Source organism: Kribbella alba, from assembly GCF_039529635.1.
Taxonomy (GTDB): domain Bacteria; phylum Actinomycetota; class Actinomycetes; order Propionibacteriales; family Kribbellaceae; genus Kribbella; species Kribbella alba.
The window spans coordinates 343,631-363,657 of sequence record NZ_BAAANE010000002.1 but is presented as its reverse complement, the minus strand read 5'-3'; the positions used below and the strand labels follow the sequence as shown (position 1 = coordinate 363,657).

23 protein-coding genes are annotated in these 20,027 nt (G+C 65.8%); 14 read left to right on the top strand and 9 right to left on the bottom strand.

What is annotated here, in order from left to right; translation table 11 throughout:
- Positions 1-105 precede the first annotated feature (105 nt).
- The 3 genes from ABD210_RS03660 to ABD210_RS03650 all read left to right on the top strand — a co-directional run bounded on the left by ABD210_RS03660 (position 106) and on the right by ABD210_RS03650 (position 2,879).
- Entirely contained in the window at positions 106-1,344 is a 1,239-nt protein-coding gene (locus ABD210_RS03660) for a phage major capsid protein (RefSeq protein ID WP_344108671.1), read from the top strand.
- Positions 1,345-1,625: 281 nt separating this feature from the next.
- Complete coding sequence (locus ABD210_RS03655; RefSeq protein WP_344108668.1) at positions 1,626-1,970, top strand: HNH endonuclease; 345 nt, start codon at positions 1,626-1,628, stop codon at positions 1,968-1,970.
- Between the two features lie 36 nt (positions 1,971-2,006).
- Positions 2,007-2,879 carry a COG1361 family protein gene (locus ABD210_RS03650; protein WP_344108666.1) on the top strand — a complete coding sequence of 291 codons (873 nt, stop codon included), beginning with the start codon at positions 2,007-2,009 and terminating at the stop codon, positions 2,877-2,879.
- A gap of 330 nt (positions 2,880-3,209) precedes the next feature.
- Here ABD210_RS03650 and ABD210_RS03645 read toward each other — a convergent pair whose 3' ends face one another.
- From ABD210_RS03645 to ABD210_RS03635, 3 genes are read right to left on the bottom strand one after another with little or no spacing between them, the layout of a single operon-like run.
- A complete protein-coding gene (locus ABD210_RS03645) occupies positions 3,210-4,010 on the bottom strand; it encodes a helix-turn-helix domain-containing protein (RefSeq protein ID WP_344108664.1) in 801 nt (266 codons plus the stop codon).
- A gap of 28 nt (positions 4,011-4,038) precedes the next feature.
- Positions 4,039-4,554, bottom strand: coding sequence for a DUF6879 family protein (locus ABD210_RS03640; RefSeq protein ID WP_344108662.1), 516 nt, complete (start codon positions 4,552-4,554; stop codon positions 4,039-4,041).
- Between the two features lie 9 nt (positions 4,555-4,563).
- Entirely contained in the window at positions 4,564-4,758 is a 195-nt protein-coding gene (locus ABD210_RS03635) for a hypothetical protein (RefSeq protein WP_344108660.1), read from the bottom strand.
- A 230-nt stretch (positions 4,759-4,988) separates the two neighbouring features.
- Here ABD210_RS03635 and ABD210_RS03630 point away from each other — a divergent pair, with 230 nt between their 5' ends.
- From ABD210_RS03630 to ABD210_RS03615, 4 genes are all read left to right on the top strand, one after another.
- Entirely contained in the window at positions 4,989-5,312 is a 324-nt protein-coding gene (locus ABD210_RS03630) for a hypothetical protein (RefSeq protein WP_344108658.1), read from the top strand.
- Positions 5,309-6,220, top strand: coding sequence for a class I SAM-dependent methyltransferase (locus ABD210_RS03625; protein WP_344108655.1), 912 nt, complete (start codon positions 5,309-5,311; stop codon positions 6,218-6,220). Before ABD210_RS03630 ends, ABD210_RS03625 begins: the two co-directional genes overlap by 4 nt.
- Before the next feature lie 172 nt (positions 6,221-6,392).
- Positions 6,393-6,644: a hypothetical protein gene (locus ABD210_RS03620; protein WP_344108652.1), complete on the top strand. Its 252-nt coding sequence runs from the start codon at positions 6,393-6,395 to the stop codon at positions 6,642-6,644.
- A 123-nt stretch (positions 6,645-6,767) separates the two neighbouring features.
- A complete protein-coding gene (locus ABD210_RS03615) occupies positions 6,768-8,546 on the top strand; it encodes a 3-hydroxyacyl-CoA dehydrogenase family protein (RefSeq protein WP_344108650.1) in 1,779 nt (592 codons plus the stop codon).
- Positions 8,547-8,648: 102 nt separating this feature from the next.
- Here the strand turns inward: ABD210_RS03615 and ABD210_RS03610 are convergent, their stop codons facing one another.
- On the bottom strand, positions 8,649-9,035 hold the full coding sequence (locus tag ABD210_RS03610; protein ID WP_344108648.1) for a hypothetical protein: 387 nt from the start codon (positions 9,033-9,035) through the stop codon (positions 8,649-8,651).
- Positions 9,036-9,261: 226 nt separating this feature from the next.
- Between ABD210_RS03610 and ABD210_RS03605 the strand changes: the two genes are divergently transcribed.
- Complete coding sequence (locus ABD210_RS03605; protein WP_344108646.1) at positions 9,262-9,945, top strand: DedA family protein; 684 nt, start codon at positions 9,262-9,264, stop codon at positions 9,943-9,945.
- A gap of 7 nt (positions 9,946-9,952) precedes the next feature.
- The gene (locus ABD210_RS03600) at positions 9,953-10,630 is read left to right on the top strand and encodes a response regulator transcription factor (RefSeq protein ID WP_344108644.1); all 678 of its coding nucleotides are present in this window, start codon (positions 9,953-9,955) and stop codon (positions 10,628-10,630) included.
- On the opposite strand, the gene ABD210_RS03595 is transcribed toward ABD210_RS03600, so the two are convergent.
- The gene (locus tag ABD210_RS03595; protein WP_344108642.1) at positions 10,627-11,982 is read right to left on the bottom strand and encodes a sensor histidine kinase; all 1,356 of its coding nucleotides are present in this window, start codon (positions 11,980-11,982) and stop codon (positions 10,627-10,629) included. The genes ABD210_RS03600 and ABD210_RS03595 overlap by 4 nt on opposite strands.
- 152 nt (positions 11,983-12,134) lie before the next feature.
- Positions 12,135-12,923 (bottom strand): phytanoyl-CoA dioxygenase family protein, encoded by a 789-nt coding sequence (locus ABD210_RS03590; protein ID WP_344108639.1) that lies wholly within the window; start codon positions 12,921-12,923, stop codon positions 12,135-12,137.
- 50 nt (positions 12,924-12,973) lie between these two features.
- Between ABD210_RS03590 and ABD210_RS03585 the strand changes: the two genes are divergently transcribed.
- The 4 genes from ABD210_RS03585 to ABD210_RS03570 are packed head-to-tail and all read left to right on the top strand — an operon-like array spanning position 12,974 to position 16,271.
- A complete protein-coding gene (locus ABD210_RS03585) occupies positions 12,974-13,792 on the top strand; it encodes a helix-turn-helix domain-containing protein (RefSeq protein WP_344108637.1) in 819 nt (272 codons plus the stop codon).
- A 42-nt stretch (positions 13,793-13,834) separates the two neighbouring features.
- Positions 13,835-14,695 (top strand): ABC transporter substrate-binding protein, encoded by an 861-nt coding sequence (locus ABD210_RS03580; RefSeq protein WP_344108634.1) that lies wholly within the window; start codon positions 13,835-13,837, stop codon positions 14,693-14,695.
- On the top strand, positions 14,692-15,543 hold the full coding sequence (locus tag ABD210_RS03575; RefSeq protein ID WP_344108632.1) for an amino acid ABC transporter permease: 852 nt from the start codon (positions 14,692-14,694) through the stop codon (positions 15,541-15,543). The genes ABD210_RS03580 and ABD210_RS03575 overlap by 4 nt, the downstream gene beginning before the upstream one ends.
- A complete protein-coding gene (locus tag ABD210_RS03570) occupies positions 15,540-16,271 on the top strand; it encodes an amino acid ABC transporter ATP-binding protein (RefSeq protein ID WP_344108629.1) in 732 nt (243 codons plus the stop codon). Before ABD210_RS03575 ends, ABD210_RS03570 begins: the two co-directional genes overlap by 4 nt.
- Positions 16,272-16,299: 28 nt before the next feature.
- Here the strand turns inward: ABD210_RS03570 and ABD210_RS03565 are convergent, their stop codons facing one another.
- The 3 genes from ABD210_RS03565 to ABD210_RS03555 all read right to left on the bottom strand — a co-directional run bounded on the left by ABD210_RS03565 (position 16,300) and on the right by ABD210_RS03555 (position 18,693).
- Positions 16,300-16,716 carry a YciI family protein gene (locus ABD210_RS03565; RefSeq protein WP_344108627.1) on the bottom strand — a complete coding sequence of 139 codons (417 nt, stop codon included), beginning with the start codon at positions 16,714-16,716 and terminating at the stop codon, positions 16,300-16,302.
- Between the two features lie 79 nt (positions 16,717-16,795).
- Positions 16,796-17,443, bottom strand: a complete 648-nt coding sequence (locus ABD210_RS03560) for a response regulator (protein ID WP_344108625.1) — start codon at positions 17,441-17,443, stop codon at positions 16,796-16,798.
- On the bottom strand, positions 17,395-18,693 hold the full coding sequence (locus ABD210_RS03555; RefSeq protein ID WP_344108623.1) for a sensor histidine kinase: 1,299 nt from the start codon (positions 18,691-18,693) through the stop codon (positions 17,395-17,397). Before ABD210_RS03555 ends, ABD210_RS03560 begins: the two co-directional genes overlap by 49 nt.
- A gap of 232 nt (positions 18,694-18,925) precedes the next feature.
- Here ABD210_RS03555 and ABD210_RS03550 point away from each other — a divergent pair, with 232 nt between their 5' ends.
- Positions 18,926-19,990, top strand: a complete 1,065-nt coding sequence (locus ABD210_RS03550) for a fatty acid desaturase family protein (protein WP_344108621.1) — start codon at positions 18,926-18,928, stop codon at positions 19,988-19,990.
- Positions 19,991-20,027: the final 37 nt, after the last annotated feature.

Genomic DNA, 20,027 nt, shown 5'->3' with positions numbered 1-20,027 from the left:
GTCAGCTACGGCTGTCCCCGCCTTTGGCATGGGCAATTGCGTATGACCGGGAGGTCAGACGATTGCACGTTTTATCTATCTGACCTTTTAGGAGAAAACACAAACATGAGTTACAAGGCTATGGCGTTGGCTGCGCTTGAGCAGCGGACAAAGCTGGTTGAGGAACACCGTTCGGTCATGGCGGACCGGAATCTGTCTCAGGATGAGCGGCGTGAGCGCGCCCAGAACCTAGAGGCTGACATTCGGGCGCTTGAGGTCGAGGCTGAGGCTGCGGTTTCGGACGGCGAGCGGGAGGCTGAGGCTCGGGACCTTTTTGGCAAGGCTGGCAATCTGGTTATCCCTGGTGGCGGCAGCAAGCGTTCTGAGGTTCGCATGAATGTCCCGATGCGTTCGGGGCAGTCGTTCGGTGATATCGCTGGTACTGCCACGGATGACGAGTTCGGTGAATACCTCCGGGATATGGCCTATGGCTTCACCACTCGGGCGCAGTCCGAGGGTGTGGGTTCAGAGGGTGGCATTCTGGTTCCGCAGAAGCTTTCAGCCTCGGTGCTGGACCTGGCTCGGGCTAAGAGCGCTACTGCTCAGGCTGGTGCGGCCATTGTTCCGTTGGCGTCCAAGACGAATGACTTCCCGGTTCTGACTGGTGACGCTGTTGCGGCGTGGCGTGCGGAGAATGGCGCTATTTCTGAGTCGCAGGCGGCTTTTGCTCCAGTGACGTTCACGTCTAAGAGTCTCTCGGTTGTGGTTAAGGCTCCGTGGGAACTCATGGAGGACAATATTGTGGACTTCGGTGCGACCCTGCGGGATTCGTTCGCTAAGTTCTTCGCTGTGGCGCTCGATAAGGCTGCGCTGTATGGCGCTGGCACGGCGACCGAGCCTAAGGGTCTCACTAAGGTCTCCGGTATCACTAAGGCGTCTATGGGCGCTAATGGTGCTGCGTTGACGGATTACGGTCCGATCATTACCGGTGCGGCTGCGGTTCGTGGTGCGAATTATGAGCCGACTGCGTATGTGATCGCTGAGCGTACCGCTGCGAGCCTGGCTAACCTTAAGGCGACTGCCAATGGGCAGTACCTGACGCCTCCGGCTTACCTGGATGGTGTTAAGCAGGTTCGTTCCGCGAATGTGCCAATCAACTTGACTCAGGGCACGTCGAATCTCGCCTCCGACATCATCACTGGTGATTTCGGGCTGCTGGGTATTGGCATCCGCACCAGCTTTGAGCTCAAGGTTCTGACGGAGCGTTACGCGGATAATGGCCAGGTTGGCTTTATCGGGTGGATGCGTGCGGACGTTCAGCCGTTCCGTACGGATGCGTTCCACGTCACCAACGGCGTGCTGTGAGGATTTGAGTCTGGGCCCTGCGGGGTCCTCAGTCGTGCTGGATTTGATTCCAGAGCCTGAGGGCCCTTCGGGGCCCTTTCTCTTTGCCTGATTGGAATAACGCACATGAAGAAATGCTGCCCGCGGTGCGGGAATGCAAAGCCAGCAAGCGAGTTCTACCGAGACAAGACACGCGGCGAGCAAGGCCGCTACCGAATCTGCAAGGAATGTCACAGGGGCCTCATGCGCGCTTATCGCGCTAGGATTAAGAAGGTGGACAAAGGCTAGTGATACCAACAGAAATGATTGAACGTATCGAGGCCGGCTCGGTCTATTACACAGAGTCCGGATGCCTCGAATGGATCCAGGGTTGCACCCCTGCCGGTTATGGCCTCATGTGGCTCGGTGACCGCAAGCAAGATTATGTCCACCGCGTGATGCTCAAGGCGCATGGGCGAGATCTTGACGGACTGACGGTTGACCATCTGTGCGAGCGGAAGGCTTGCAGTAATCCAAAGCATCTGGATGTTGTGACGCGGGAGGAGAACACGCGCCGGATGCGGGACAAGAATTGGCAGGCTCACCTAGTGACGATCCGTCCCTCTCTCGGCCTCTATGAGCGCCTGGCGGATAGAGCGGCGTGCTAACCAGCTGGACGCGCGTACGCGCGCTATTCTCGCTCTATGGGTGATCTTGGCGAGTGGGTGGGATTGGGCGGATACACGCCCGAGCAATGGCAAGCCGTGGGGACTATGGCAACCGCGTTCATCGCGCTAGCTGCTGCTGTGTTTGCCTGGCAGCAGGTAAGGCACGCGCGGAAGCTTCGTGAAGAGCAGGCGCAACCTTATGTCGTGGTGGATTTCGAGTCGTCTCGAAATATCCTGATCAATCTAGTGGTCAGAAATACCGGGCTGACCGTAGCTCACGATGTGAAGCTCACCTTTGATCCGCCACTGATCAGCACGTTTGACGATACGCGCAAGCCCACGCTTGCTGAATCGCTATTTATCGTCAAGGGCATTCCGACGATGCCGCCAGGACGAACATGGGCGGCGCTCTATGAGCGTGGGCCCGACCGCTACGCGCGAGACGACCTGCCGAGGGCATACGACGTCACGGTTACCTATCGCGATAGCCAGGGGCGGAAGTACTCCCTGCCGTACCGCCTGGACCTGGATATCTTCTTTGGAATCCGCAATGTAGGGCTTCAGGACATTCACGATGTCTCGCAGGATCTCCGGAAGATTCGGGAGACCGTCGCGCGGTGGACCGAGGGCCTGCACGGCCTGTCGGTTTTCACTCGTGACGGGGAAGCTAAGGATAAGCGTCAAAGGGAGGAAATGGATGAGATTAACCGGCGACTCGCGACTAATCGTCGGGAGGATGGATCCGTTATCTCAGAGTGGACTGAGCTGCAGATGAGTTCGGATTGGGTTGAGAACAAGGTAGCTGTGGATCACGAAACTCAGCTACCACCGAATGAGTCAATCACGCGGCGCTTTAGAAAGCGCGGTCATCCTCGCAGCCGACCAAGACGCCGACGCGGACGCCGATAGTGGAACGGTCAGCCGGTGCCGATGCTGGGATCAAGGCACCGGCTGACCGGTCAGGGGTGACATTGCCGCTTAGTCATCCAGCCACTCGGCACCGGAATTGTCACGGTGATAGCCCTTGTGAGTGCCGTTTATACAGGGCCTGCCCGTCATTGGGTTCTCGCCGTCGCAACGCTCGGCGGCTCGCAATTCCGGCCAGCCGAGGTTACTTCGCTGGCTATGCGATGGTTGCCCTACCCACTCCACTCCGAGGAATTCGGTAGCTCCCGCTTCTGTCATATTGAAACGGTAGGAAGCGCGTTCGCGCTGCCGCTACGTTGTTGCGATTAATTGCTACATCGCGTCTAGCGCGTTGACGATGAGGTCTCGTGCACCGTGCCCGTAGACGGCTGGCTTCCGCAGGGTCTCGAACATTCGCACGTAGAGCGCTATCTCTTGCGGCTGGCTGACTTCGATACTCGCTGTCGGTGTCTCAAGCTTGACTAGCTTGTCATCGAATATCCAGAACCCTGCGGTGCCGATGACTTCCCGGTCAACGGTCCTGGGCACGATGCCGAGAGAAACATTCGGCAAGCTGGCGGCCGTCAGTAGGCGGTCAAGCTGACTGGTCATTGTGTCTGTCCCGCCAAAGCGGGTATACAACGCTGCTTCTTCTAGCACGATAGCGAAGGTCTTAGAGCTCTGATAAAGGACCGTTGCTCGGGCCATTCGAGCCGAGACGGCATCGTCAATGTCGTTCTGTATGTCGAGGAAGCGGAACCAGAATTCAAGCATGGCGCGGACATAGTCCGGCGTCTGGAGGATCCCGGGAATCGCGTTGTGTTCGTAGATCCGGAAGCGTGTTGTCTGCTCGTACAGCGGTTGTGCTGACAGCATTAGTTGTTTCATGCCGGAGCGTGTGCGGTGCCGGAATTCCATGTACATGGATTGAATCGTCCGGGCCTGCGCTATCAGGTCTGTTACCTGATCTTCTGCGCCGCACGCTGCACACCAAACGCGGATATCAAGATCCGATGGTGCTTGAACGGCATTCTCGATTTTGCTTATGCGCGTGAAATGCCAACCGATCGCGTCAGCTAAGGCGCGACCGGTGAAGCCAGCATCTTTACGCAATCCCCGGAGGCGCAGGCCCAATACTTCCTGCGCCTTCCGGGCCGCGCTATTAGGGTTTGTATTCACTGTGCGGTGTCGCCAGCGCCCACACTTGTTCAAATGCCGTGCGGCATTTCTCGATATCGCTTGGGTCGGTCGAGACAGTGTGTGCGGTTGCTAGACCGTTCCCGCTGAAGTGCATGAAGATGACGAGTTCATCGTCTAGGACGTAGTAGTCATTGCCGGGGACAGCGATTGATGACACGAGGCGTCTCGGTGTCCAGCGGATATCTTCCCCGGCTTCGGCAATCGGGGTGAGGACCGTGTATGCCCAGCGCTGATAGTCGCTCAAGGGCTCAGAGACGATCTTTGCGCGCCGGATGGATGCGCCCGCGTCAACGTGACTGCGGATGTTGTCGCACCATCCCTGAAGCCATTCAAGGTCGTCCGGTTCACCGGCCGCCCATTTCGCCATGTGCGGAATCTCGGTTTCGGTGCCGTAGGCATCGCGGGTTTCCAGATGAATAGCGCTCCGCTTGAAGTCGTTCAGCAAGCGCCTGAATTCGTCTAGCGAAATGTCTTCCACGGTCCGCCTTTACTGGAAGAACTGAATCATGCGGTCTGGAATCTCGACCACGGTTTCCCCTTCGGGGAGCTTGAGCGAGGCCAGCGCTTCCGGGTCTGTGACGACCCAACCCTGTACGACCCAGCTTCCCCGGTCGGTCTTGTAGAGCGTGGGGGAGTTCTCAGGTACGGAGTCCGGGTCACCGGCGATGAGTGTAAGTTTCATGGTTTATCCCCTCGTATTTCGTTGCGAATGATTGCTTGCTCAAGTCTCCTGTTGCGCTGCTTGAGCGTCAATGGATGTTGCGAAAAGTTGCGACGGATTCGGAACGCTCCGGTAGACTGTTGTGCTTAGAAGGTCATCGAGCTATCACCAAGCGCACGAGGAAGCACGGTAGTCCACTCCGCGGCCCGGCGTGCTGGCGGCCGGCCGGGGGACAGTGGGAGGCTGCTGAGATGAAGCCGAGAATCAGCCTGCGGGCCAGGTCCGAGTACGACGCGGTCGCGGCCGGGCTGGAGGCCGCCGGGGTGGTCCAGGGCAGCATGTTCGGGATGCCGTGCCTGAAGATCGACAAGAAGATGCTGGCCGGGCTGTACGGCGACGCGATGACGTTCAAGCTGCCGCCGGAGCCGCGGGAGGAGGCGCTCGCCCTGGACGGAGCGGAGCACTTCGATCCGGGGATGGGCCGGCCGATGAAGGAGTGGGTGGTGGTCCCGCTCGCGCACTCGGCCAGCTGGCCGAAGTATGCCGAGCAGGCGCTGGAATTCGTCCGCGTATGAATCTGATGTGCCCGGCCCGCCTGATCCTGCTGGACGGTGCTTCAGGCGCGGAGCTGGCGGGGGAGCGGATCGCGCAGGTCTACGCGTGCCCCGCCGCGGCGGAGCCGGCCGGGCGATTGGCCGACGACCTCGGCGTCCGACTGACCGTAGTACCGGAGTTGGCTGACGAAGACTCTGTACGCCGGGCTGATGCGGCGCTGAGGGAGATCGCCGACCAGCATCGGGGGGAAACCGTGGTGGTGGTCGCCCCTGGGCTGGATCTCGGGATCGGCAGCCCGCAGGCGAAGGTGGTCATCGAGCACACCGGGGACGGGTGGTCCGTGCTGCCTGGCGACAACGAGGTCACGTTGGCGACGTACGAGCAGGCCGCGGAGCGGTTCCGGGAATCGATCCCGCGCGAGCCGAACACCACCTTGATCGAGTTGTTCGACCACCTTCTCGAACCCGGCTCAACCGTGCTGGAGATCGGCAGCGGGACCGGCCGTGACGCGGGCGAGCTCGAGCGACGCGGCTATCGCGTACGGCGCACCGACGCGACCAGGTCGTTCGTCGAGATGATCCGGGCGGACGGCTTCGAGGCGGAGCGGCTGAACGCGCTGACCGACGACTTCGGCGGACCGTACGACCTGGTGTTCGCGGACGCCGTCTTCCTGCACTTCGACCGGGCTCAGTTGAGGACAGTGCTGCTCAAGGCGAACAAGGCAGCCGGTCTCCTCGCGTTCACAACCCGCGAGGGCGACGGCGCCGAGTGGTCGAACAGACACCTCGACCTTCCCAGGCACATCACGAAGTGGCGGGAGGAACCGCTACGGGCGCTGCTCGCCGAAACCAGCTGGAGCGTCGACCACCTCCAGCGCGCCAAGACCAAGGTCGGCAGCTGGTTCCACATCCTGGCTCGCAGAGGGTGACGCGCGGCGGGACCGAGCTCGCCTCGGACCACGGCATCGCCGCCCATCGCCGCAGCCCTGCATGAAGCGACCGATCCGGGGAACTGCTGGGGCGCTGGCTGCCCAGGCATCCTTCACCGAGCGCTGAAGGTGGGGTCAGCACGCCGAATATCCGGCTAGCTGAGGAGTTCTTGTGAACGCGCATACCGAGAAGCTGGACCATGAGCATCTGCCGGGTGACGGGTGCGCCACGGTTTCGCACGACGACCACACGGACCACGTCCACGGCGGCGAGCAGCACGAGGAAAGCAAGGTGCACTCCTCACACGACGGCTCGCACAAGGAAGGCGATGGCTGCGACACGGTCCAGCACGAGGATCACGTCGACCACATGCACGATGGCCACCGCCACTACCAACACGGCGACCACGTCCACGAACACTGACCCCATCCGGCCGTACGCCGCCCCTCGGGGGCTGCTCGTAGTACGGGCTGCGCTGGTGTGAGGTTGCACTCGGGTGATGCAGCTCATGTGCGGACCAGTGTGCTGACTGGCACACTTCGAGCCATGGCTCGCGAACTGAAGACGGTGGGAGTTGTCGGTCTCGGCACGATGGGTGCCGGTATCGCGGAGGTGTTCGCCCGGAACGGGCTGAGCGTGGTCGGCGTCGAGCGCGACGAGCAGGCGGCAGAGCGGGGCCGTGGGCACATCCAGCACTCGACTGATCGGGCCGTCAAGCGCGGCAAGCTGTCCGTCGAGGACCAGCAGGCGCTGTTCGACCGGGTCACGTTCGCCACCGAGCTGGAGGCACTGGCCGACTGCGATCTGGTGATCGAGGCCGTCATCGAGCGGCTCGAGCTCAAGCGGGAGATCTTCTCCGCCCTCGACAAGGTGGTCCGAGACGACGCGATCCTTGCCACCAACACCTCCTCGCTCTCGGTCACGGAGATCTCCGTCGCCACCGAGCGGCCGCGCCGCGTGGTCGGGATGCACTTCTTCAACCCGGCGCCGGTGCAGGAGTTCGTCGAGGTGATCAAGACCGTCATCACCGAGCCGGACGTGGTCGAGGACGTGTCGGCGCTGGCCCGCCGCCTCGACAAGGTCCCGGTGGTCGCGGCCGACCGCGCCGGCTTCATCGCGAACGCGCTGCTCTTCGGTTACCTGAACCACGCCGTCTCGATGGTCGAGTCGCGCTACGCGACCCGCGAGGACGTGGACGCGGCGATGCGGCTGGGCTGCGGTTATCCGATGGGTCCGCTGGCGCTGCTGGACCTGATCGGCCTCGACACGGCGTACGAGATTCTCGACACGATGTACAAGCAGGGCCGCAACCGGCTGCACGCGCCGGCGCCGATCCTCAAGCAGATGGTCACCGCGGGGCTGCTCGGCCGGAAGGCGGGCCGCGGCTTCTACACCTACGAGGGCACGGACTCGCCCGTCGTCATCGACGACGACCTCACGCCCCGGGCGGCAGACGATGCAGCGCCGGTACGCCGGGTCCAGCAGGTCGGGGTGGTCGGCTCCGGAACCATGGCCGTCGGCATCATCGAGGTCTGCGCGAAGGCCGGGTACGACGTGCTGTACGTGGCGCGGGGGACCGAGAAGGTCGACCGGGTCCGGGCGGCGCTGGAACGCTCGCTGGAGAAGGGGGTTCAGCGCGGCAAGCTGTCCTCGGAGGAACGCGACGCGGCGCTCGGCCGGATCATCGGCACTGCCAGGCTCGACGATCTGGCCACCGCGGATCTCGTCATCGAGGCGGTGGTGGAGGAGTTGAGCGTCAAGCAGGCGCTGTTCGAGACGTTCGACGAGATCTGCAAGCCGGGCGCGATCCTGGCGACCACGACGTCGAGCCTGCCGGTGATCGACCTGGCGATGGCGACCAAGCGGCCCGCGGACGTGGTCGGGCTGCACTTCTTCAACCCGGCGCCGGTGATGAAGCTGGTCGAGGTCGTCAGTACGGTCAGCACCTCGCCCGAGGTCGCGGACGCGGTTGCCGCGTTGGCAGTTGCCGCCGGCAAGCATCCGGTGCGCTGCGGGGACCGGGCCGGATTCATCGTGAACGCGCTGCTGTTCCCGTACCTGAACGACGCGGTCCGGATGCTCGAGGCGCACTACGCGGGCGTGGACGACATCGACGCGGCGATGAAGCTCGGCTGCCGGTTGCCGATGGGACCGTTCGAGTTGCTCGACGTGGTCGGGCTGGACGTGTCGCTCGCGATCCAGCGGACGCTCTACCTGGAGTTCCGCGAGCCCGGCTTCGCCCCGGCGCCGCTGCTGGAGCACCTGGTCACGGCCGGCTACCTCGGCCGCAAGACCGCCCGAGGCTTCCGCGACTACAGCGCCTGACCTGCCGGCAGGGCCGGGGCGAGTCGTCCGTTCGCCCCGGCCCCTATGACGACTGCTGATCAGATCAGTGCTGGGTCACAGCTATTGGTCAGACCAGAGACGTCACTCGTTGCCCTGGAACTGGTGGTCGACGTTGCTGCCGGCCGGGTCGGCGTGCCCACCCGGGCCGTCGCTCGGGCCGGTCTCGCTTCCGGGCGTTTCGGTTCCGGGCGTCTCGGCAGCAGCCGCAGGAGCCGGGGTCTGCGCGGTCGCCAGCTTCTTGGCGCTTGACGACCCCGCCGCGCCAGCCGCGTCGGGGGCGCCGGCCTCGGCCGGGTCGGTCGCGCCAGGAACGTCCGGCGTGGTCTGGTCGCCCTGCTGCACGTTGTCGGTGTCGCCAGCAGTGGTGCTGACGCTGGCGGCCTTGTAGGTGGTGTGGACGGCGGAGCCGGCCGTCGCCGAGGCCGCGCCGGTAGTGGCTGCGGCCGCAAGCAGAACGGCTGCACCCACGCCTGCGAGTTTGACGGTACGGCGTTGGATTCGCATCTGTGGTCGAACCTCCATGAGTTGTGACCTGCCAAGCGGCAGGTCTGGATCCAGATTCCGGGTCGCGGCCTGGCAAGACACTGAGCACACCTGTGGCACACCTGTGGAGAAGCTGGCTCAGCTTCTCCACAGGCCTGACTGACAACACTGGTGTCAAGAGGTTCGGTTCTGCCCAGGAGGTTCGGAAGACGTGGTCAACTCGGTCGTGGCCGCAGTGCTCGGCCTGTCCGGTCCACTCGCGTATCTGTTGATCGTCGCTCTCGCCTTCGGGGAGTCGGCCGCGTTCGTCGGGTTGTTCCTGCCGGGAGAGACCGCCCTGCTGGTGGGAGGCGTACTGGCCTCCCAGGGCCGGGTCAGCCTGCCGCTCCTCCTGGTGCTGGCGATCATCGCCGCGGTGGCGGGCGATTCCGTGGGGTACGAGGTCGGGCGGCGGGGTGGCCCGGCGTTGCGGCGATCGCGGCTGGGCCGGCTGATCGGCGACCGTCGCTGGGCCCAGGCGGAGAAGTTCCTCGCCCGTCGAGGTGGGCTCGCGGTCTTCCTTGGCCGCTGGGTCGGCGTGATGCGACCGCTGGTTCCCAGCCTGGCGGGGATGGGCCGGATGCCATACCGGCGATTCCTGATCTTCAACGTGCTCGGCGGCATCCCGTGGGCGACTGCTGTCGTCCTCGGTGGTTATGCCGCCGGCAGTTCGTTCGGCCTGATCAACCAATGGCTGGGCCGCGGCAGCCTCTTCCTCGGGTCTCTGCTGGCCCTGACAGCCGCGGCGTGGTTATGCGCTCGGCTGGTCGCGAAACGCCGCCGGCGCAACAGACCACCGGATGACCTGAGCGAGCTCGAGCCCCTCGGTGATGACGTCGTGCACGCCGGAAGATGAGCTGACCATGCGTGTGTTGGTGGTGGAGGACGAGGTCCGGCTCGCCGAGACCGTACGCCGTGGGCTTGCCGCGGAGGGTTTCAACGTCGACGTGGTGTACGACGGCGAGGAAGGTCTCTGGGCGGCGAAGGAGAACGCCTACGATGCCGTTCTGCTCGACATCATGTTGCCCAAGCTCAACGGCTACAAGGTCTGTCGGGAGCTGCGTGCCGCGGGCGTGTGGACGCCGGTTCTGATGCTCACCGCGAAGGATGGTGAGTACGACCAGGCCGACGCGTTCGACCTCGGCGCGGACGACTACCTGACCAAGCCGTTCTCGTTCGTCGTACTGATCGCCCGGCTGCGCGCGATCATCCGCCGGGGAGCTCCCGAGCGCCCGACCGTGCTGGTCGCCGGCGATCTGGAGCTGGACCCGGCGCCAAGGAGGGTCAGCCGCGGCGATCAGGAGATCGAGCTGACACCGCGGGAGTTCGGGTTGCTCGAGTTCCTGATGCGGCATCGCGGCGACGTGGTCAGCAAGACCGAGATCCTGCAGAACGTGTGGGACGCGCACTACGACGGCGATCCGAACGTGGTCGAGGTGTATGTGGGGTATCTGCGCCGCAAGATCGATACGCCGTATGGGCGCAAGGCGATCGAGACCGTCCGCGGAATCGGCTACCGCCTCGCCGCCGACGGCGGCTAGCGGCGCGGGGGTTCGTCCGAAGCGATCGGGAGTCGGATCCGGAAGACTGCCCCACCGGTCGTGGTGTCCTCGACGGTCACCGTGCCGCCGTGGGCGGTGATGACCTCGCGGACGATCGCCAGACCGAGTCCGCTACCGCCGGCACTCCGCGCCCGGCTGTCGTCCAGGCGGACGAACCGGTCGAACACCCGCTCCCGCATGTCCGCAGGAACGCCCGGGCCGTCGTCGGCCACCTCGATCACGGCGTACCGACCGTCCGGCCGCACATCGAGGTCCACCCGCGAGGTGGTGTGCCGCACAGCGTTGTCGACCAGGTTGCGCAGAGCCTGGCCCAACTGGTGCCGGTCACCGCGCACCTGCACGGCCTGGACTCGCCCGCCGACGGTGAGTCCTGGCTCCGCCCGCAGCCGAGTGCGTTCGGCCTGGACCAGGTCGTCGAGGTCGACATCCGTCCGATCGATCCGCAGTCCGTGCTCGTCGGCCTTGGCCAGCAGCAACAGGTCCGTCACCAGACGCTCGAGCCGGTTCGTCTCGGCCAGTACGGTTTCGGTGGACGACGCACTGGCCGTGTGGGGGTTCGCGCCAAGTTCCACGTTGGCCCGCAGTGTGGCCAGCGGGCTGCGCAGCTCGTGACTGGCATCGGCCACGAAGCGGCGTTGGGCAGCTTGAGCCGACTCCAGTCTGGCCAGCATCGCGTTCATCGTGTTGGCCAGCCTGGCGATCTCGTCCTGGGCCTCCGGTACGGGCACGCGGCCCGAGATGTCCCGGCCGGAGATGTCAGCAACCCGCCGCCGAATCGCCTCGACCGGTCGCAGCGACCACCCGGCGAGGACGAAGGTGGCGCCGCCGACGATCAGCAGCAGGACCGGCAACCCGGTGAGGACCAGCGCGGTCACCGTCGTCACCGAGGACTGCACGGGCTTGAGCGACTGCGCCACGAGGACGACGTACGCGCCGTCTGGTCCGGCCACTCCCAAGGACGAGACCACGTAAGACTCGCCGTCGCCGACCGGCAGTTGCTCCCTGGTCAAGGTCACCACGCCGCCTGGGCCCGGACGCGACGAGGTCAGGGGCGGTTCGCCGTCGATCTGCGGGGACGCGGCGATGATGGTCCCCTTCGGCCCTATCACCTGGGCGACCGACTGCTCGCTCGGCCCCGCCACGACGTTCTGGCGGATCACGTTCAGCTCGCCGCCCGGGATCGACGTGGAGATCGTACGGGCTCGCTGGAGCGCCGCGTCCGCCGCCCCCTGGGTGAGGGAGCGGTCGAGTAGCCAGATCAGCACCGCTGCGCCCGCCGCGAGTGCCACCGCAACCACGACTACCGAGGCGAGGGCGGATCGAAGGCGCACGCCAGCGTGCCGCCGCCAGAATCTTGACGGGGCGACCCAGCCGAACGATCCCACGCCCACCGCCACTTTTGCAGATTACGGCGGGCGGCCTTAGAAAAACCTGTGACGCTCAGCGCCCTCTCAGCACCACGCTCGGCCGGCAGCCTGCGAGCTCACGGTTCAGCGTCGGCGTAGTCGCCGCAGGGGCCGCCGCCGATCGCTGCTGCGATCGAGACAGTCCTTCGGTCCGGCCGGACGAGCGGGTCGTAGAAGGCGGCGATCTCGGTGCTGGCTTCGGGGATGTAGTGGAAGATCAGCGAACGGCGGAAGCGGTCGGTGCTGGTGTTGGGTCGCGAGCCGTGGACGACGCTGCCGTGGAAGAAGAGCACGTCGCCCGCCTGCATCCGCGTCTGCACCTTCTGCATGCCCGCCGGGATCGGCACCTCCACGCTGGTGAAGGACTCGGACAGGTCGGCAGGCTCCGGACAGACCAGATCGACCCGGTGGGAACCCGGCACGACCGCCAGGCCGCCGTTGTCCGCATCCACGTCGTCGATCGCGACCCACGCGGCCAGACACGTCTCCGGGTGAGCGCGCAGGAAGGTGTTGTCCTGGTGCATCGCCTGACCGCGCGCACCCGGCGGCTTGAAGTAGAACATCGACTGTGCTCCGAGCGCAGGTCCGATCAACGTGATGACGACATCGAGGATCCGGCTGTCGAGCATCAACTCCAGCGCGATCTCCCCGGCCTCGACGTCCTCGCGCCGATGCGGGTGGACGAAGCGTGGGTAGCTCGCCAACGGGTCGCCTTCCGGCACGCCGTCATCGATCGCCAGCGAGTGGTCGGCGGCGACCTGGCTCATGAAGGCGGCCTTGATCTGTTCGACTTCGGCCGCTGGGATCAGGCCCGGGACCTGCACGATCCCGTCCCGCTCGTAGACCTCGGCAACTGTGCTCGTCATGCTTCGAGTGTGCTCGCCCGGCCCGGTCGTTGTGGATAGCCTATCGACTTGTGAAGCTTCGAGATCCTGCTACCCAGGAGTCCTTCACGCCGACCGTACGGCGGTTGCTGGCGGGCGAGTTCGCCGAAGGACCCGGCTATGCCACCTACCGCAGCCGGGGGACCACCGACTGGCTCCTCGTCCATACGCTCGGCGGCCGCGGGCGCTTCGGCACAGCACGAGCCGATGTGATCGCCTCGCCCGGAACCACCACGCTGATCCAGCCGGGAACCCTGCACGACTACGGCGTCGAGCCGCAGCTGCAGGACTGGCATTTCCTCTTCGCGCACTTCCATCCCAGGTCCGACTGGCTGCCGCTGCTCGACTGGCCGGCCGTTGCCCCCGGCATCCTTCAGCTCAGACCGAGCGAGCAGACCGCCGAGCGAATCACGGGAAGTCTGGCCGAGTGCGTCAGATTCCAGCGCAGCGTGCTGCCCCGGGGAGAACTGCTCAGCCTCAACGCCCTGGAGGCAGCCCTCCTGTGGTGTGACACCCAGAACCCATCAGCCGCCCAGATCGACGACCGCCTGCTGCGTGCGATCGAGCTCGTCGACCGTGACCTGACGGCCGACCTGGAGGTCAGCCGACTGGCCCGGGCGAGCAACCTGTCGACCTCGCGGTTCGCCCACCTGTTCCGCACCCAGCTCGGCGTCACGCCGCAGCAGTTCGTCGAGCGCCGCCGCCTGGACGCCGCCTGCCGGCTACTCGAGCTGACCACCCGCCCGGTCGCGGCGGTGGGAGCCCAGGTCGGCTTCACGAACCCCCTCTACTTCTCCACCAGATTCCGCCGCCACACCGGCCTCACCCCGACGCAGTACAGGCGGCGCTGAGATCTGCGTGCAGTTGTCGGTGCGGTGGCTTAGTGTCCTGCCATGACTGCTCGTTCAGCTCTGGCCGTGCTGGCCACGCTTGCCGTTGTCGGACTTGCCGCGTGTGCGCCGGCGGACAACGCCGGCAGCGGTACTACGACCCCGTCCTCGGCCGATGCCTGCAGCAAGGACAAGCTCGCGCTGAAGACCGCGGGCACGTTCGCCGTCGGGACCGACAAACCGGCCTACGAGCCGTGGTTCTCCGGCGATGACCCCACGAACGGCAAGGGCTACGAGTCGGCCGTCACCTATGCGGTCGCGAAGAAGCTCGGCTTCGAGCCGGCCGAGGTGAAGTGGCAGACCGTGCAGTTCAACACCGCCTTCGCGCCGGGGCCGAAGAAGTTCGACCTGGATGTGAACCAGGTGTCGATCTCCGAGGACCGCCGCAAGGCCGTCGACTTCTCCACCGGGTACTACGACGTCCGGCAGAGCGTGATCACGACGGCCGGCAGCAAGATCGCGAACGCGAAGTCGATCGCCGACCTGGCAGGTGCCAAGCTGGGCGCGCAGGTCGGGACGACGAGTTACACGGCCCTGCGCGACGTGATCAAGCCGAAGCAGCAGCCCGCCCCCTACGACACCAATGACCTGGCTGTGCAGGCTTTGAAGAACAGGCAGCTCGACGGCATCGTGGTGGATCTGCCGACCGGGTTCTACATGACCGCAGCCCAGCTCGACAACGGCAAGATCATCGGCCAGTTGCCGGGTGGCAGTCAGACCGAGCAGTTCGGCTTCGTGTTGGAGAAGGGCTCGAAGTTGACGCCGTGTGTCTCACAGGCGGTCGACGCGCTCAGGGCCGACGGCACCTTGACGAAGCTGCAGGAGCAGTTCCTGACCGCGGAAGGCGCGCCGGAACTTTCGTGAGCGACTGGCAGCCCTCGGAGCTCCAGCAGGAGCGCCTCGCCTACCGGCGCCGCCAGACCGTTCGGTCCGGGGTGATCGCCGGGGTGAGCTCGGTGCTCGTGCTGGCGCTGGTGGTGTTCGGGGTGGGTTCCACGCCGGGCTGGCCACGGGTCCGGCAGACGTTCTTCGACTTCCACCGCGGCTGGCAGGCGCTGCCGGTCGTTGCCCAGGGCCTCTGGCTGAACATCCGGGTGATGCTCGTCTGCGCCGTGCTGATCGTCGTCTTCGGGCTGGCGCTGGCGATCATGCGGACGCTGCGCGGGGCGATCTTCTTCCCGCTGCGGGTGTTCGCCGCCGCCTACACCGACGTGTTCCGCGGGCTGCCCCTGCTGCTGGTGATCTTCCTGCTCGGCTTCGGCGTGCCTGCTCTGCAGTTGCGCGGACTGCCGAACCAAGCGGTGATCTGGGGTGGCGCCGCGCTGGTGCTGACCTATTCGTCGTACGTCGCCGAGGTGTTCCGGGCCGGGATCGAGTCGGTGCACCCGTCCCAGCGCGCGGCCGCCCGCTCGCTCGGGTTGTCGTATCGCCAGACGCTGCGATTCGTAGTACTCCCGCAGGCCGTCAGACGGGTGATGCCCCCGCTGCTGAACGATTTCGTCTCGCTGCAGAAGGACTCCGGCCTGATCGCGGTACTGGGGGTCATCGACGCGATCCGCGCGGCGCAACTGGAGACCGCCGAGGACTTCAACTTCACCCCGTACGTCGTGGCCGGGTTGCTGTTCGTCGCCCTGACGATCCCGCTGACCCGGCTGACGGACTGGGTGGCGCGGCGACAGGGCTGGTACGGCGGGGGAGGTGGTCCGGTGTGAGCCTGTTGTCCATCTGCGACGTGCGGAAGTCGTTCGGCAGCAACCTGGTGCTCGACGGGTTCAGCCTCGAAGTCGATGAGGGCGACTGTGTCGTCCTCATCGGCGCGTCGGGCTCCGGCAAGTCGACCCTGCTCCGCTGCGTGAACCTGCTGGAGGTCGTCGACGACGGGGTCATCGAGCTTGACGGCATCGACATCACCGATCCCCGAGCCAACGCCGACCGGATCCGCTCGGGCATCGGCATCGTCTTCCAGGCCTACAACCTCTTCCCGCACCTCTCGGTCCTCGACAACGTGACACTGGCCCCCGTCCGCGTCCATCGCATACGCCGGGACGTGGCGCGGGCGCGTGCGCTGGACATGCTGGAGCGCGTCGGTCTGGCCGACAAGGCGTCGGCCAGACCGGACGAGCTGTCAGGTGGTCAGCAGCAGCGGGCCGCGATCGCCAGGGCGCTGGTGAACTCGCCCTCGCTGATGCTGCTCGACGAGGTGACCTCGGCGCTGGACCCCGAACTCGTCGGGGAGGTGCTCGACCTGCTCCGCGAACTGAAGGACGACGGCATGACGATGCTCATCTGCACCCACGAGATGGGCTTCGCCCGCTCAGTAGCCGACAAGATCTGCTTCCTCGACAATGGCCGCCCGCTCGAGGTCGGCCCACCATCCCAGGTCCTGGAGAACCCGGTCGAACCCCGCACCCGAGAATTCCTCCGGCGGATCCGGCTCTGAAGGGTGGGCGATTGTGCCTCGGGCGCGGTCAGCCGAGGGGGTTGAGTTCCTCGAAATCGGCGTCCTCCATCACCCGGCGTACTGCGATCGGCTGCTCCAGCGGTACGCCGCCCGGGCCGGGGACCTGCGAGACTTTGGCCGCGATCTCGATCGCCCGCGCCTCGGACTCGACGTCCACCAGCTGGTACCCCGCGAGCAGCTCCTTCGACTCCAGGAACGGCCCGTCCGTCACCACCGGAGCGTTCACTCCGTTCGACGTCACCATCTTGGCCAGCTCGGGTCCCGTCAACGCCCGCGTCTCCACCAGCTCCCCGTTGGCCTTCAGCTCCTCGTTCAGCGCGTTGTAGTAGTCCATGTGCGCCTTGATCTCCTCAGGGGTCCACTCGGTCATCGGCGTGTCGATGACGCCACCGTTGTAGTCCACAACCAGCAGGAACTTGGTCATCCTGAATCTCCCATCGATTCCGCCCACCTCGTGTGCGAGCGCTCACCCGGGGGACGAAGCTCGTCGCACTTTCTCTACATCACCGCGATGACAGATAGGTGAGCACGGCCATCACCCGGCGGTTGTCGTCCTCCGAGGGTGGCAGATCGAGCTTGGCGAAGATGTTGTTGGTGTGTTTGCTGACGGCCTTCTCGGTGACGAACAGGGCGCTGGCGATGGCGGCGTTCGAGCGGCCTTCCGCCATCAGGCCGAGGACCTCGGACTCGCGGGGGGTGAGGCGGCCGATCGGCTCGTCGCGGGTGTTGCGGGCGAGTAGCTGACCGATCACGTCCGGGTCCATCGCGGTGCCGCCGCCCGCGACCCGGCGGACGGAGTCCAGGAAGTCGGCCACCTTGGAAACCCGGTCCTTCAGCAGGTAGCCGACCGCGCCGCCTCCTCCGGTGAGGAGTTCCCGGGCGTAGAGCTGCTCGACGTACTGGGACAGCACCAGGATCGGCAGCCCGGGGACCTGGCGGCGGGCCTCGATCGCCGCCTTCAGGCCCTCGTCGGTGAAGGTCGGGGGCAGCCGGACGTCGACGACGGCCACGTCCGGCCGGTGCTCGACGAGCGCCGGGACCAGCCGGGGGCCGTTGTCGACGGCTTCCACGACCTCGAAGTCGTGGGCTTCCAGCAACCGGATCAGGCCGTCCCGGAGGAGGGCGTGATCTTCAGCGATGACGACTCGCAAGGCAACTCCATGATCACGGTGGTCGGCCCGCCGGTCGGGCTGGCCACGGTCAACGTACCGTCGAAAGCGGCCAGCCGGCGCTCGATTCCGTGCAGACCGCCACCGGGTCGCACGGTGGCACCGCCGACCCCGTCGTCGCCGACGAGGAGGTGCAACCGCTCCTGCTCGTGCGTGATCTGGATCCAGGCCGTCGTCGCGGCCGAGTGCTTGACGATGTTGGCCAGTGCCTCGGCGACCGCGAAGTAGGCCGCGGACTCCACCGGCGCGGGCGGCCGGCCCGGAAGGTCGATGCTGACGTCCACCTTGAACGGGCAGCTCAGCGCGAGCGCCTTGACGGCACCTTCGAGCCCCCGGTCGGCCAGCACCGGCGGGTGGATGCCGCGGACCAGGTCGCGGAGCTCCGACAGCGCCGTGCTCGCGGACTCGCGGGCCTCGGTGAGCAGGGCGGCGGCCTGGGCCGGATCGCGGTTCACCATCTCCTCGGCCATCCCGAGGTTCATGCTCAGGGCGGCCAGGCGGGCCTGGGCGCCGTCGTGCAGGTCGCGCTCGATCCGGCGCAGCTCGGCCGCCTGGGTGTCGACGGTCTCCGCGCGGGAGTCGGCCAGCTCGCGGACCCGGATCGCCAGCTTGGCGCTCTCGGTCGGCCCGAGCAGCGACTTCGCCAGGGACGCGTCGGCCCGGAGCAGGCGCTCGCCGGCGGCGTACCAGATGAGCAGGGCGACCAGGCCGAGCGGCATCATCAGGAAGCTCTGCCAGAAGCTAAGCGTGACCAGGCCACCGAACGGCTGGTCGAACACCCCGTGCGGCGTGACCCCGACCAGCAGCGGATAGACCAGGTAGAAGGCAGTGGAGAGGAACAGTACTGCGGACAACAGCGACAGGGTGAAACCGATCACGGCGTTGACCAGCAGCCAGGCGACATCCCGCCAGGTGGCCGGGTCCGTCAGGGTGGTGCGCAGCCACATCAGCACGCCCGGCATCGGGGGCTTCTTGTACGGCCGGGGGATCGGGCTGCCGGTGAAGCCGGCGAAGATCGTCCGGTGACAGTTCGCGAACCAGCGGGTGCACGGGACGAAGACCAGCAGCATCGGGATGCCGACCCAAACCGCGATCAACGGCACCGCCACCACGTTGAGCACGAAGAAGGCGATGCCGATCTCGGCCAGCACGGCCAGGAACAGCGCGATGAACGGTTGGGCCAGGCGCGGGAACCGCATCGGCGCCTTGGGCGGCGCTTGGGTGATCGTCATGCTCGTTTCTCCCCGATGATGGCCGGCGGTCGGTCCGGCCCGGCAATCACCATCATGACGGAGAGTCAGCTCGCCCTCAGTGGTGTTAACCCCCCAATCGAGGCGGGGCCTTTCTCCCGCCGCGGCCGGGTGGTAGACGGCGTGTTTTCGTGTCGCGGTGCGGCGAGGGTGGATGCCGTACGCTGGCCGTGGCTGTACGCCTAGGCCTCCCCCGTTCCGAGAAGAGGACCTGATGGCACAGCCCGTCGTTGCTTCCACCCGTGCTGGAACCGGCCGGAGGAGTGACTTCTCCCCCCTGCTTCGTGAGGTCAAGGAAGCGGGTCTGCTGGAGCGCCGCACCGCTTCCTACGTCATCGCGATCACCCTCAACCTGCTGCTGATGGCGGCGACCTGGGCCGGGATCATCCTGCTCGGCAATTCGTGGCTGCAGCTCCTGCTGGCCATTCCGCTGGCGATCGTCACCACCCGCGCCGCCTTCTTCGGTCACGATGCCGGTCACCAGCAGATCGGCAGCTCCCGCAAGCTGCACGACTGGCTCGGCATTCTGCACGGCAACCTGTTCCTGGGCATGAGCTACGGCTGGTGGAACGACAAGCACAACCGGCACCACGCCAACCCGAACCACACAGACAAGGATCCCGACGTCGGCGAGGGTGTGCTGGTCTGGACGATGGAGCAGGCTGAGGGCCGCACCGGCCTGTACGGCTGGCTGAGTCGCAACCAGGCGAAGATCTTCTTCCCGCTGCTGACCCTCGAGGGCCTGAACCTGAAGGTCTCCAGCGTCATCTTCCTGGTCGGCAAGAGGCGGCGCCGGGAGGCGCAGATCGAGCTCGGCCTGATCGCAGCCCACCTGGTGATCTACTTCAGCGCTCTATTCCTGCTGATGTCGCCGGGCAAGGCGATCGCCTTCGCCGCGCTGCACCACGCGCTCTTCGGCCTGCACCTCGGCAGCGTCTTCGCCCCGAACCACAAGGGCATGGAGATGCCGGATGGCAACTGCGACTGGGGACACCTGGACAAGCAGGTGCTGACCTCGCGCAACGTGGACGGCGGGCTGATCGTCGACTGGATGATGGGCGGGCTGAACTACCAGATCGAGCACCACCTGTTCCCGAGCATGCCGCGCGCCAACCTGCGATTCGCGCAGCCGATGGTCCGGTCGTACTGCGAGCGGATCGGCATGCCGTACGTGAGCACCGGTGTGATCGAGTCCTACCGGATGGGTCTCGGCCACCTGCACGAGGTCGGCAGTGAGCTCCGCGGGGAGCACGACCGCACGACCCGCGCCCAGATCTGAGCAAACCGGGCAGGTACTCCGCGAAGGGCAGCGTCAT